Source organism: Nocardioides sp. JCM 18998 (genome assembly GCF_055391535.1).
Genome location: NZ_AP043886.1, coordinates 2,150,813 through 2,164,213 on the forward strand (window position 1 = coordinate 2,150,813; position 13,401 = coordinate 2,164,213).

Genomic DNA, 13,401 nt, shown 5'->3' on the forward strand with positions numbered 1-13,401 from the left:
TTGGCGCACCTTGGGCGGTCGTGCATGGTTAAGAACGTGAAGATCATCGTGGTCGGGGGAGGGGTCGCGGGTCTCACCGCCGCCCGGGATCTGGTCGAGGCGGGGCACGAGGTCGTCGTCCACGAGGCCTCCGAGCACCTCGGTGGCAAGCTCAGGACGGCCTCGGTCGGCGGTGTCTCGGTCGACGTCGGCGCCGAGGCGATGCTCGCCCGCCGTCCCGAGGGCACCGCCCTCGCGGCCGCGCTGGGACTGACGACGGTCCATCCCACCCGTGCCGGCTCGCGCATCCTCTCCTATGGCGCGCTGCGGCCGATGCCGCGCTCCCTCATGGGAGTCCCGATGGACGTCGAGGAGCTGGCCGCGTCGGGTGTGCTCGGCGACGAGGGCGTCGCCCGGATGCGGGCCGAGGCCACCCTTCCCGTGCCGCCCATCGGACGCGACGTATCCGTCGGCGACCTGGTCGCGCAGCGGTACGGGGACGAGGTCGTCGACCGGCTCGTCGAGCCGCTCCTCGGCGGGGTCTATGCGGGCCGTGCGCGCCGCATCTCGACCCGTGCCGCGGTGCCGCAGCTGCTCACCATGCTCGCCCAGGGGCCCCTCACCCCACAGGCGGCCGTGCTCGGCCAGGCGAGATCCAGCGCGCCTGTCTTCGCCGGCCTCGCCGGCGGGATGGGCGGACTGCCGGCCCGCCTCGCCGCGGACCTGGACGTACGGCTCTCCTCGCCGGTCGGCTCCCTCGACGAGCTCGACGCGGAGGCGATCGTGCTCGCCACGCCCGCCCGGCCCACCGCCCGGCTCTTGCGCGACGCCGCTCCCGAGGCGGCCGCGCTGCTCGGCGGCGTCGAGTCGGCGACCAGCGCGGTCGTCACCTTCGCCTTCCCCGCCGCCGACGTCCTCGACACGCTCGGGGAGGAGCGCTCGGGCTTCCTCGTCCCGCCGGTCGAGCCGACGGCGATCAAGGCGTCCACGTTCTCCTTCGCCAAGTGGGACTGGGTCCGCGACGCCGGCCGGGCCGAGGGCCTGGTCCACCTGCGCACCTCGCTGGGGCGCGCGGGGGAGACGCTCGGCGGCGACGACGCCGAGCTCGTCGAGGCCTCGCGCCGCGACCTCGAGACCATCGCCGGCCTCACCGCCGCACCCGCCGACGTCCACGTGCAGCGATGGGTCGACGGGCTGCCGCAGTACGCGGTCGGCCACCTCGACCTGGTCGAGCGGGTCCGCGCCGACGTGGCCCGTACGAGCAGGCGCATCGCCGTGTGCGGGGCCGCGTACGACGGCGTCGGCATCCCGGCCGTGATCGGGTCGGCCCACCGTGCGGCCGCCGAGATCGACTCCGGCATCATGGGTTCATGACCGAGCGCAGCGAGGGCATCATCGAACGCCGCGCGATCCAAGGGCCCCGTTGGCGCCCGGAACGAAGTGAGGACGTCAATGGGAATTGATCCGCAGGCCCACATCAAGTCCAACGCCGCGAAGATCAACGAGCTCAACGACACGATCCGTTACACGATGTGGTCGGTCTTCGCGCTCGACGACCTCTATGGGGCGGACGGCGACCAGGCCGGCGCCGAGCGCGCCACCGAGATCGCCGAGCTGGAGGCCCTCCTCACCGCCTTCGCCGAGGAGGACGTCGTCCTGCGCGGTCTCTACGACGTCGCCGGCCTGCGCGCCGACGCCGATCTGATGTTCTGGCTGCACGCCGAGTCCTCGGACAAGCTGCAGAGCGCCTACCACCGCATCCGCCGCACGGGCTTCGGGCAGCGGCTCACCCCGGTCTGGTCGCAGATGGCGCTGCACCGGCCCGCCGAGTTCAACCGCTCGCACCTGCCGGCCTTCCTCGCCGACGAGCGCACCCACGACTACGTCGCCGTCTACCCGTTCATCCGGTCCTACGAGTGGTACCTCCTCGAGGACGCCGAGCGCCGGCGCCTGCTCGCCGAGCACGGCGCGATGGCCCGCGACTATCCCGACGTCCGCGCCAACACGGTGCCGTCCTTCGCCCTCGGCGACTACGAGTGGATGCTCGCCTTCGAGGCAGACGACCTCTCCCGGATCGTCGACCTCATGCGTCACCTGCGCGGCTCGGAGACCCGCCGCCACGTGCGCGAGGAGGTGCCGTTCTACACCGGTCGGCGCATCGACGTCGCGGAGCTGCTGGGCCAGCTCCCCTGAGCTCGGCTCACCACCGGGAGAAGCCTCCCCGCGATCCTCTTTACCTGTGACGTGAGTTACGGCAGGGTTCTGCCGTAACGAGCGGGCCCTCCGGGGGTGGGCCCTGCCGGACCCTGGGGAGGGAACCATGGCCGTTGTGGCCTTCGAGCGCGGTGGCGCGCTTCCGGACGAGCCGTTCGAGCCGATCGATCCCGCCGATGCGGGGAAGGGACGCGGGGCTCGGAAGGCCCGCAAGCCGAGGCGGGCGCGCCAGCCGCGCGCTCCGCGCACCGCGCGCAAGGGTCGGATCGACCTGCTGCGCAAGACCTCGGTCAAGCAGCGGCTGTGGGGGATGACCTTCCTCGGCATCATCGTCTTCGGGCTGATGTCGACGATCAGCGTGCTGCGGCTCGCGCCGGTCAAGGCCGACATCCGGGAGAACCTCGCGACCCAGGAGGTGGCCGCGCAGATCAGCGAGGCCGACAACCGCTTCGCGCTGATGCGGGCCGATCTGCAGGCGTACGTCAACGCCACCCAGTGGAACGTCAACGGCGCACCCACCTACGCCCAGCAGCGGATCGACGCCTTCGGGGACGACTACACCGCCGCCACCGACGCGCTGGCAGCCGCCGCCAAGGCCGCCGACCCGGAGACCCGCCAGGCGATCAGCCACATCAGCGCCAACATCTCCGCGTTCCACGACCTGCTCCCGGGCGTGGAGACCGACATCACCGGAGGCCGTACGGACGACGCCCTCGCCAAGATCCTCGACGACACCAGCCCCGCGGTCGACCTGACCAAGCAGGTCCGCGACGACCTCGCCACCCTGGTGAAGCAGACCAACGCCGGCTCGACCCATCGCGCGCACGAGGTCCAGGACGCCGCCTCGGCGCTCGGCATCGTGATGACGGTCATCGCCGTGGTCGGTGCGCTGATCTTCCTCGTCGTCGCCTGGCTGGTCGTGGGGCGCATCACCCGCCCGCTCACCCGGGTGGTCACCGTGCTCCAGGCGATCGCCGCCGGCGATCGCACCAAGCGTCTCGACTACGAGCGGCACGACGAGATCGGCTCGATCGCCGACTCCATCGCCGAGGTCGTCACGTCGCTGGATGCCGCCGACGTCGCGGCTGCCGCGGCGCAGCTCGAGCGCGAGGAGCGCGCCGAGGCGGAGCGTCGTGCCGCGAGCGCGAAGGCCGAGGCGGAGCGCCGCGCAGCGGAGGAGAGGGCCGTCGCCTCGCGTGCCGCCGCCGAGCGCGAGGCTCAGATCGAGCGCGAGCGTCGCGAGGCCCAGGAGGCCGCCGCGGCCGCCGAGCGGGAGCGTGAGCAGGAGCTGGCCGCCGCCGAGCGGGCCCGGGAGCGTGCTGCGGCCGAGGTCGAGGCGGCTCGCTCCGCGGAGGCCGCGCGCGTCGCGGAGGAGACCGCGGCGCGGGTGGCGATCGTGCTGGCGTACGTGCAGCGGGTCGCCGAGGGTGATCTCACCTCGGCGCTCGAGGTGAGCGGCGAGGACGCTGTGGGCCAGATGGCCGAGGCGCTGCGCCGGCTGACCGACGCGCTGCGCCTCAGCATGACCCAGATCGGCGAGACCTCGACCTCGATGGCGGCTGCCGCCGAGGAGCTCACCGCGTTGTCGACCGACATGACCCGCGGCACCGGCCACGCCTCCGACCTGGCCGGCAACGTCTCGGCCTCGGCGGAGCAGGTCAGCGCCAACGTCGCGACGGTGGCGACCGCCGTGGAGGAGATGTCGTCCTCGATCCGGGAGATCGCGCGCAACGCCGCCGAGGCCTCGACGGTCGCGGCGGAGGCGGTCACGGTGGCCGATGACGCGCGGACGACCGTGGACTCGCTGGGCGCCTCGAGTGCCGAGATCGGCCAGGTCATCAAGGTCATCACCGCGATCGCCTCGCAGACCAACCTGCTGGCGCTCAACGCCACCATCGAGGCCGCTCGGGCCGGCGACGCCGGCAAGGGCTTCGCGGTGGTGGCCAACGAGGTGAAGGAGCTCGCCTCCGAGACCGCGAAGGCCACCGAGGAGATCAGCCAGCGGATCGACGCGATCCAGGGCGACACCACCAGCGCGGTGGAGGCGATCACCCGGATCACGAGCGTGATCGGTCAGATCAACGACATCACCGGCACGATCGCCACCGCTGTGGAGGAGCAGACCGCGACCACGAACGAGATCGCGCGCTCGGTGACCGAGGCGGCGAGCGGTGCGACCGGCATCGCCGAGGACATCACCCGCGTTGCGGGTGCCACCACCCAGGCCCAGGCCGGGGCGCAGGGCACCTCGTCGGCGGCCGGAGAGCTGGCCGGTATGGCGGCGGCCCTCGATCAACTGGTCGGCGCCTTCCAGTACTAGGCGACGGCCCCGGGTCCGAGCTCGAGGGACCTGGGGCCGAGCGGCGGATCGGGCAGGGCTCACGATGGTGACGATCCCCTCACAGGATCCATACAGAAACTGTTACTTATTAACACGTAGGTACCGATGGTCTTCCGACACCACTCGACATGTTGGGAGACGAACGATGGCCATCCTGGCCTCCGAGCACGACACCGAGGTCGCGCCCGCCCGCGCAGCGATCCGGCCGCCGTCGAACCGCGACACCACGGGGCAGCGTGCCACCGGGCAGGTCTCGCGACTGCGGCGGATCACGATCAAGCAGCGCCTCTGGGCGATGACGGCGCTCGGTATCGTCGTCTTCGCGCTCATGTCGAGCATCAGCGTGCTCAAGGTCGGCCCGGTCGTCTCGAACGTCGATGAGAACACGGGCACCATCCAGGTCAGCAACGACACGGCGAGCGCCTACCTGAGCTGGGCGCTGGCTCGTGGCGATGCTCGGAACGTCACCACGGCCGCGCAGATGAAGGACGCCGACGCGAACCTCATCAAGGCGAAGCTGGACAGCTACGACACCAACATCGCGGCCACCGAGAAGCACCTGCAGAGTGCGATCGACAACCGGGCCGTGCCGCAGGTCAACACGAAGCTCCAGGCGGTGCTGGCCCGGGTCCAGGACTACGTCACCGCCTTCGGCAAGGTCCGTGACCGGATCGACGCGGGTGACGCGGCCGGGGCGGCGGCACTCGCGGTCGACCCCGACGGGGACCTGAGCGCGATCGGCGACGACCTCAAGGTGAAGTTCAACGAGATCAACGACGTCACCAACAAGCTGGTCGTCGACCGGAACACGCAGATCCGGAGCTCCGCGACCAGCCTGCGAGCGCTGACGATCGTGATCGCGCTGGTCGGAGCGCTGCTCTTCCTCGCGGTGGCGATCGTCATCGTGCGCGGGATCAGCGGACCGCTGAGCCGCGTCGTCGAGGTGCTGCGCGCCATCGCCTCGGGCGATCGCAGCCAGCGGGTGAACCACCGCAACCAGGACGAGATCGGCGCGATCGCCACCTCGATCGACGAGGTCGTGCAGTCCCTGGACGCCGCCGACATCGCCGCTGCCGCCGCCCAGCTGGAGCGCGAGGAGCGGGCCGAGGCCGAGCGGCGGGCCGAGATCGAGAAGGTCGAGGCGGAGCGTCGCGCCGAGGAGGAGAGGGCAATCGCCGAGCGTGCCGCCGCTGAGCGCGAGGCGCAGATCGAGCGGGAGCGCCTCGAGGCCCAGCGTGCCGCTGAGGACGCGGAGCGTGAGCGTGCCCAGGAGCTCGCGGACGCCGAGCGGGCCCGTGAGCAGGCCGCCGCCGATGAGGAGCGTGCGCGTGCCGCGGAGATCGCGGCCAAGGCGACCGAGGACGCGCGCCGGGTCGCGATCATGCTGGAGTACGCCGAGGAGCTCGCCGCCGGCGACCTGACGGGTGAGCTGGAGGTCTCCGGCGAGGACGGCCTGGGTCAGGTGTCGGAGGCGCTGCGTCGTCTGGCCGGCGCGCTGCGCGCCAGCATGTCGGAGATCGGCCAGACCTCGACCTCGATGGCCGCCGCGGCCGAGGAGCTCACCGCCGTGTCGGCCGACATGAGCCGAGGCACCGGACACGCCTCGGACCTGGCCGGCAACGTCTCGGCGGCCGCCGAGCAGGTCAGCGCGAACGTGAGCGCGGTGGCCACGGCAGCCGAGCAGATGTCGTCCTCGATCCGCGAGATCGCCCGCAACGCCACCGACGCCTCGACCGTGGCCGCCGAGGCCGTCGTCGTGGCCAACGGTGCGCGGGCGACGGTCGACTCCCTCGGTGCCTCCAGCGCCGAGATCGGCCAGGTCATCAAGGTCATCACGAGCATCGCGGAGCAGACCAACCTGCTCGCCCTCAACGCGACCATCGAGGCCGCTCGGGCCGGCGACGCGGGCAAGGGCTTCGCCGTCGTGGCGAACGAGGTCAAGGAGCTCGCCGCCGAGACGGCGAAGGCGACGCAGGAGATCGGTGCCCGGATCGACGCGATCCAGGGCGACACCTCGAACGCGGTGGACGCGATCGGTCACATCACCACGGTCATCGGCCAGATCAACGACATCACCGGCACCATCGCCAGTGCCGTCGAGGAGCAGACCGCGACCACGAACGAGATCGCGCGATCGGTGACCGAGGCGGCGACCGGCACCAACGGCATCGCGGCCGACATCACCCAGGTCGCCGGGGTGACCACCCAGGCGCAGGCCGGGGCGCAGGGCACCGCCTCCGCGGCCACCGAGCTCGCCGGCATGGCCACCACGCTCGACCGCCTGGTCGGCGCGTTCCGCTACTGAGCCGAGCCTCACGGACCGCGTCGCCTCGTCTCACCGCGAGCGGCGCGGTCCGTGGCTCAGGGATAGTCACGTCCTGGGGTGTCCTGCCGATACGTACAGGAGCAATTGCCCTGACGTGAGGACAGACATGACCATCGTGGCGCCACCGCAGCGCGACACCGACTTCGCCCACTCTCCCGACGGAGCGCTCGACCCGAGCGCCGAGCTGAGCCCTCGTACCGGGCCGGAGCCCACTTCGCTCCAGGACGTCGGGGAGGGCGGCGGCGCCCGTCTCGGCCTGCTGCGCCGGGTGAGCATCCGGCAGAAGCTCATCGCGATGGCCGCCCTCGCGATCGTGGTCTTCCTGCTCATGACCGTCATCGGCGTGCTCCGGGTCGGTCCGTCGCTCAGCGCGAACACGACGAACACGGCCACCGCGCGCGCGATCGCCGAGATGAACGCCGCCTACACGGCGTGGGTCTCCAGCGACGACGACGTCCAGTCCGCCCTCGCCGGCTCGCCGATCGAGGACGAGACGCCGGGCACCGTCGAGGCGATGATCAGCGATCTGTCGACCGACTACCTCGACTCCCAGACCCACCTCAAGGGCGCCATCGCCGCCATCGCGGACCAGCACACCGCCACCGCGAAGACCGCCACCGATGGTCTCCAGGCGCTGCAGAAGCTGGTGGACTCGTACCACTCGGACATCGAGATCAAGTCGATCCAGGCCCTGCAGGCTGGTCAGACGAAGAACGCGGCCCGGATCGCGATGGGTCAGGGAAGCGACCTGTACGACCAGGTGGACGCGGCCTTCACCAAGATGACGACGCTGGCCGGGCAGGTCTCGGCGCAGCGCGCTGACGACATCCACAGCTCGCTCACGTCGCTGCGGCTGAGCCTGATCATCGTGGCGATCCTCGGCGCGGTGCTGTTCATCGCGGTGGCGCTGCTGATCATCCGCTCGATCTCGCGGCCGCTGCAGAAGGTCGTGGACGTGCTGCGAGCGATCGCCGCCGGCGACCGCACGCAGCGTGTGGGCCACGACAACCGTGACGAGATCGGCTCGATCGCGCGCTCGATCGACGAGGTCGTGGTGTCGCTCGATGCTGCAGACCAGGCGTCGGCCGCCGCCGCCGCCGAGCGCGAGGAGCGCGCCGAGGCGGAGCGTCGCGCCGATGTCGCGCGGGCCGAGGCGGAGCGCCTCGCCGCGGAGGAGAAGGCCGTCGCCGAGCGTGCCGCCGCCGAGCGCGAGGCCCAGATCGAGCGGGAGCGTCTCGAGGCCCAGCGTGCCGCCGAGGACGCGGAGCGCAAGCGTGCCCAGGAGCTGGCGGACGCCGAGCGCGCCCGCGAGCAGGCCGCCGCCGAGGAGGAGCGTGCGCGTGCCGCGGAGATCGCCGCCAAGGCGAGCGAGGACGCCCGCCGGGTCGCGATCATGCTCTCGTACGCCGAGGAGCTCGCCGCCGGCGACCTGACGGGTGAGCTGGAGGTCTCCGGTGAGGACGGCCTGGGTCAGGTGTCGGAGGCGCTGCGTCGTCTCGCGGGGGCGCTGCGCGCCAGCATGTCGGAGATCGGTCAGACCTCGACCTCGATGGCTGCGGCTGCCGAGGAGCTGACGGCGGTGTCGGCCGACATGAGCAACGGCACCGGGCACGCCTCCGACCTGGCCGGCAACGTCTCGGCGGCTGCCGAGCAGGTCAGCGCCAACGTCGCCACCGTTGCGACCGCGGCCGAGCAGATGTCGTCCTCGATCCGCGAGATCGCGCGCAACGCCACCGACGCCTCCAGCGTCGCGGCCGAGGCCGTGATCGTGGCCAACGACGCGCGGACCACCGTCGACTCGCTCGGTGCCTCCAGCGCCGAGATCGGCCAGGTCATCAAGGTCATCACGAGCATCGCGGAGCAGACGAACCTGCTGGCGCTCAACGCCACGATCGAGGCCGCTCGGGCCGGCGACGCGGGCAAGGGCTTCGCGGTCGTCGCCAACGAGGTCAAGGAGCTCGCCTCCGAGACCGCCAAGGCCACCCAGGAGATCGGTGCCCGGATCGACGCGATCCAGGGCGACACCACCAGCGCGGTCGAGGCGATCACCCGGATCACGAGCGTGATCGGCCAGATCAACGACATCACCGGCACCATCGCCAGTGCCGTCGAGGAGCAGACCGCCACCACCAACGAGATCGCCCGCTCGGTGACCGAGGCCGCCTCGGGCGCGACCGGCATCGCCGAGGACATCACCCGGGTCGCCGGTGCCACCACCCAGGCGCAGACCGGCGCGCAGGGCACCGCGTCCGCCGCGACCGAGCTGGCCGGCATGGCGACCACGCTCGACCGCCTCGTCGGGGCGTTCCGCTACTGAGTAGAAGGTGACAGGCCGCGTCGTCTCGCCTCCCCGGCGAACGGCGCGGCCTGTTCCTCATGTGTGTCCGATCGTCGATCTGTCGAGACACGTCGGTGAAATTTGTCCCAATGGCCCCGGCGGATAGTCACGTCCTGGGGTGGGCTGCCGATACGTAAGGCAAATGACCTGACGTGAGGACAGACATGACCATCGTGGCGCCGCCGCAGCGCGACACCGAGTTCGACCACCCTCGAGACGGAGCGCTCGCTCGGAGCGCCGAGCAGGACCGGAACGCCGGGCCCGCCCCGCTCATCGACGCCGGGGAGGGTGAGGGTTCGCGACTCGGCCTGCTCCGCCGGATCAGCATCCGGCAGAAGCTGATCGCGATGGCCGCGATCGCGATCGTCGTCTTCGCCGTGATGACCACCATCGGCGTCCTGCGCGTGTCGCCGTCGATCAAGGCCAACGACACCAACACGGTCACCTCCGCGTCGATCGCCGAGATGAACGCCGCCTACAACGACTGGGTCTCCAGCGACGACATGATGGAGTCCGCGCTGAACTCGCCGCCCATCGAGAAGGAGTCGCCCGGCATCACGCAGAAGAGCATCGGCTACGTCGAGGACGACTACAACGCCGCGCTCAAGCACCTGGATGCCGCCGCCTCCGCCCTCGGGGACTCCGCGAGCGCTGCCGCTGCCACGAAGGCGCTCAGCGGCATCAAGGCCGCCATCACCGACTACCACGACAACATCCAGCTCAAGGCGATCAAGGCGATGCAGGCCGGCGATGAGGTCGGCGCCTCCCGTGCCGCGATCATCCAGGCGTACGACCCCTACATGAAGATCGACGCCGGGTTCCAGCAGCTCACCACGATGGCGACCAACGCGACCCACGACAACGCGAAGTCGATCAAGGACTCGCTCACCACGCTGCGGCTCAGCCTGATCGTCGTCGCGCTCCTCGGCGCGGCCCTGTTCATCGGGGTGGCGCTGCTGATCATCCGCTCGATCTCGCGGCCGCTGCAGAAGGTCGTGGACGTGCTGCGAGCGATCGCCGCCGGCGACCGGACCCAGCGTGTGGGCCACGACAACCGTGACGAGATCGGCTCGATCGCGCGCTCGATCGACGAGGTCGTGGTGTCGCTCGACGCTGCCGACCAGGCGTCGGCCGCCGCCGCCGCCGAGCGCGAGGCCGCTGCTGCCGCCCAGCAGCGGGCAGCGGTCGAGCGTGCCGAGGTCGAGGCCCGTGCGGCCGAGGAGAAGGCTGCCGCCGAGGCCGAGCGGGTCGCCCGCGAGGCGCAGATCGAGCGGGAGCGTCACGAGGCCGAGCAGGCCGCCGCCGACGCCGAGCGCGCCCGCGAGCAGGCCGCCGCAGCCGAGGAGCGCGCCCGCGAGCAGGCCGCCGCCGACGAGGAGCGCGCCCGTGCCGCCGAGATCGCCGCGAAGGCGACCGAGGACGCCCGCCGGGTCGGCGTCATGCTGACCTACGCCCAGGCGCTGGCCACCGGTGACCTGACCAATGACCTCGACGTCGTGGGCGAGGACGCCCTCGGCCAGGTCGCCGACGCGCTGCGCGAGCTCGCCGCCGCGCTGCGGGTCTCCATCTCGGAGATCGGCCAGACCTCGACCTCGATGGCCGCGGCTGCCGAGGAGCTGACCGCCGTCAGCAACGACATGTCGCGTGGCACCGGCCACGCCTCGGACCTGGCCGGCAACGTCTCGGCGGCTGCCGAGCAGGTCAGCGCCAACGTCGCCACCGTCGCCACGGCCGCGGAGGAGATGTCCTCCTCGATCCGCGAGATCGCGCGCAACGCCACCGACGCCTCGACGGTCGCGGCGGAGGCCGTGATCGTGGCCAACGACGCACGGACCACCGTGGACTCGCTCGGCGCCTCGAGTGCCGAGATCGGCCAGGTCATCAAGGTCATCACCGCGATCGCGGAGCAGACCAACCTGCTGGCCCTCAACGCGACCATCGAGGCCGCTCGGGCCGGCGACGCCGGCAAGGGCTTCGCGGTGGTGGCCAACGAGGTGAAGGAGCTCGCCTCCGAGACCGCCAAGGCGACCCAGGAGATCAGCCAGCGGATCGACGCGATCCAGGGCGACACCACCAGCGCCGTCGAGGCGATCACCCGGATCACGAGCGTGATCGGTCAGATCAACGACATCACCGGCACCATCGCCAGTGCCGTCGAGGAGCAGACCGCGACCACCAACGAGATCGCCCGCTCGGTGACCGAGGCGGCGAGCGGTGCGACCGGCATCGCCGAGGACATCACCCGGGTCGCGGGCGCCACCACCCAGGCGCAGGCCGGCGCGCAGGGCACCTCGTCCGCGGCCGCCGAGCTGGCCGGCATGGCGACCACGCTGGACCGTCTCGTGGGGGCCTTCCGCTACTGACACGTCCCGCCATGGAACAGGGCCTGAGTCGCGCTTCGGCGCGGCTCAGGCCCTGTGTCGTTCCCAGGCCAGCGGTTCTCAGGTGGTCGAGCGCAGCCGGCTGATCGCGGTCATGCCGTGGAAGACCACGATCGCGGCAATGGTGCCGAGCGCGATGCCGGTGAAGGTGAAGTCCCCGGCGGTGAGCGTCAGGTTGCCGATGCCGATCACCAGGGCGACGGCGGCGGTGAACTGGTTGACGGGCGCAGAGAAGTCGACGCCGTTGTCGAGCCAGATCCGGATGCCGATCAGTCCGATCAGGCCGTAGAGCGCGACGGTCACGCCACCGAGCACGCCCGCCGGCACGGTGTTGAGCAGCGCGCCGAACTTCGGGCTCAGCGAGAGCAGCAGGGCCACCACACCGGCGACCCAGTAGGCGGCGGTGGAGAAGACCCGGGTGGCGGTCATGACACCGATGTTCTCGCCGTACGTGGTGGTCGCGGAGCCGCCGCCGATGCCGGCCAGCGTGGTGCCGAGGCCGTCGCCGAGCAGCGCGCGGCCGGTCACCTTGTTGATGGACGGCTCGCCCGAGAGGTGGGCGACAGCCCGCACGTGGCCGACGTTCTCGGCGACGAGGACGAGCACGACCGGCAGGAACGTCGGCACGACGGACCAGTGCACCGTCGGGTGGGTGAAGTCGGGCAGGCCGACCCAGTCGGCGTGGCGCACCTTGGCGAAGTCGAGGCTGCCCGAGAACCAGGCCGCGAGGTATCCGACGACGACACCGATCAGGATGGAGAGCCGGGCGATCATGCCGCGGAACGCCACCGAGGTGATGAGCACCGCGGCCAGGGTGATGGTGGCCAGCCACGGCTTGGCCTGGTAGTTGCCGGTCGCCGCGGTGGCCAGGTTGAGGCCGATCAACGCGACGATGGCGCCGGTGACGACCGGCGGCATCAGCACCTCGATCCAGCCGGTGCCGGTCACCATCACGATCACGCCGACCAGAGCGAGCAGTAGGCCGGTGACCACGACGCCGAAGAGCGCGCCGCCCATCCCGACCGAGGAGTCCGCCATCGCCGCGGTGATCGGGGCGATGAAGGCGAACGAGGAGCCGAGGTAGGACGGCAGCCGGTTGCCGGTCAGGACCAGGAACAGCAGCGTGCTGACGCCGGAGAAGAACAGGGTGGTGCTCGGCGGGAAGCCGGTCAGCAGCGGCACCAGGAAGGTGGCGCCGAACATCGCGACCACGTGCTGGGCGCCGAGCCCGATGGTCCGCGGCCAGCTCAGCCGCTCCCACGGCAGCACGATCTCGCCCTCGCGGACCGTCCGTCCGTCTCCGTGCAGATCCCAGCCCAGTCGCATGCCGCAACCTCTCCTCGTCCGATGTGGTCGGGGAAAGGATGGCGGAACCGCCCGCGCTCGGGAAGTCCTGGGCGCGGGCGGAGGGGATCGGCGCTACTCGCCGGCGGGCTCCAGGCTGATCGAGAGGGAGTTGATGCAGTAGCGGTCGCCGGTGGGCGTGCCGTACCCGTCGGGGAAGACGTGCCCGAGGTGGGAGCCGCAGTTGGCGCACCGCACCTCGACCCGCTTCATGCCGTACGACTCGTCCTCGATGTACTCGATCGTGTCGGTCACCGGCTGGTAGAAGGACGGCCAGCCGCAGCCGGAGTGGAACTTCGTGTCGGACTCGAAGAGCTTGGTCTGGCAGGCGCGGCACCGGTAGACGCCGACCGTCTCGGTGTCGGTGTACTCGCCGGTGAACGCCCGCTCCGTGCCCGCCTCGCGCAGCACGTGGTACTCCTCGGGCGACAGCTGCTCACGCCACTCGGCGTCGGACTTCTCCAGGTTGTAGGCCACG

8 protein-coding genes are annotated in these 13,401 nt (G+C 71.3%); 6 read left to right on the plus strand and 2 right to left on the minus strand.

The window, feature by feature from the left end; translation table 11 throughout:
- The first annotated feature begins 24 nt into the window (after nt 1-24).
- The 6 genes from ACZ5L9_RS10070 (at nt 25) to ACZ5L9_RS10095 (ending at nt 11,561) form a co-directional block, all read left to right on the plus strand.
- Nucleotides 25-1,353 (plus strand): protoporphyrinogen/coproporphyrinogen oxidase, encoded by a 1,329-nt coding sequence (locus ACZ5L9_RS10070; protein WP_464536741.1) that lies wholly within the window; start codon nt 25-27, stop codon nt 1,351-1,353.
- A gap of 78 nt (nt 1,354-1,431) precedes the next feature.
- Nucleotides 1,432-2,172, plus strand: a complete 741-nt coding sequence (hemQ, locus tag ACZ5L9_RS10075) for a hydrogen peroxide-dependent heme synthase (RefSeq protein ID WP_464536743.1) — start codon at nt 1,432-1,434, stop codon at nt 2,170-2,172.
- Between the two features lie 127 nt (nt 2,173-2,299).
- The gene (locus tag ACZ5L9_RS10080; protein ID WP_464536745.1) at nt 2,300-4,513 is read left to right on the plus strand and encodes a methyl-accepting chemotaxis protein; all 2,214 of its coding nucleotides are present in this window, start codon (nt 2,300-2,302) and stop codon (nt 4,511-4,513) included.
- 166 nt (nt 4,514-4,679) lie between these two features.
- Nucleotides 4,680-6,839: a methyl-accepting chemotaxis protein gene (locus ACZ5L9_RS10085; RefSeq protein ID WP_464536747.1), complete on the plus strand. Its 2,160-nt coding sequence runs from the start codon at nt 4,680-4,682 to the stop codon at nt 6,837-6,839.
- Nucleotides 6,840-6,966: 127 nt separating this feature from the next.
- The gene (locus tag ACZ5L9_RS10090; protein WP_464536749.1) at nt 6,967-9,177 is read left to right on the plus strand and encodes a methyl-accepting chemotaxis protein; all 2,211 of its coding nucleotides are present in this window, start codon (nt 6,967-6,969) and stop codon (nt 9,175-9,177) included.
- Nucleotides 9,178-9,362: 185 nt separating this feature from the next.
- On the plus strand, nt 9,363-11,561 hold the full coding sequence (locus ACZ5L9_RS10095; RefSeq protein WP_464536751.1) for a methyl-accepting chemotaxis protein: 2,199 nt from the start codon (nt 9,363-9,365) through the stop codon (nt 11,559-11,561).
- A gap of 78 nt (nt 11,562-11,639) precedes the next feature.
- Here the strand turns inward: ACZ5L9_RS10095 and ACZ5L9_RS10100 are convergent, their stop codons facing one another.
- Both ACZ5L9_RS10100 and msrB read right to left on the minus strand, forming a co-directional pair.
- Nucleotides 11,640-12,905 (minus strand): uracil-xanthine permease family protein, encoded by a 1,266-nt coding sequence (locus ACZ5L9_RS10100; protein WP_464536754.1) that lies wholly within the window; start codon nt 12,903-12,905, stop codon nt 11,640-11,642.
- Between the two features lie 93 nt (nt 12,906-12,998).
- The gene (gene msrB, locus ACZ5L9_RS10105; RefSeq protein WP_464536756.1) at nt 12,999-13,400 is read right to left on the minus strand and encodes a peptide-methionine (R)-S-oxide reductase MsrB; all 402 of its coding nucleotides are present in this window, start codon (nt 13,398-13,400) and stop codon (nt 12,999-13,001) included.
- Between the last annotated feature and the right edge of the window lies 1 nt (nt 13,401).

What these genes read in the sequence shown, in the direction of transcription:
- ACZ5L9_RS10080 (WP_464536745.1), top strand. Translation starts at nt 2,300, where the DNA reads ATGGCCGTTGTGGCCTTCGAGCGCGGTGGCGCGCTTCCGGACGAGCCG.
- ACZ5L9_RS10095 (WP_464536751.1), top strand. Translation starts at nt 9,363, where the DNA reads ATGACCATCGTGGCGCCGCCGCAGCGCGACACCGAGTTCGACCACCCT.
- ACZ5L9_RS10100 (WP_464536754.1), bottom strand. Translation starts at nt 12,905, where the DNA reads ATGCGACTGGGCTGGGATCTGCACGGAGACGGACGGACGGTCCGCGAG.
- hemQ (WP_464536743.1), top strand. Translation starts at nt 1,432, where the DNA reads ATGGGAATTGATCCGCAGGCCCACATCAAGTCCAACGCCGCGAAGATC.
- ACZ5L9_RS10070 (WP_464536741.1), top strand. Translation starts at nt 25, where the DNA reads ATGGTTAAGAACGTGAAGATCATCGTGGTCGGGGGAGGGGTCGCGGGT.
- ACZ5L9_RS10085 (WP_464536747.1), top strand. Translation starts at nt 4,680, where the DNA reads ATGGCCATCCTGGCCTCCGAGCACGACACCGAGGTCGCGCCCGCCCGC.
- ACZ5L9_RS10090 (WP_464536749.1), top strand. Translation starts at nt 6,967, where the DNA reads ATGACCATCGTGGCGCCACCGCAGCGCGACACCGACTTCGCCCACTCT.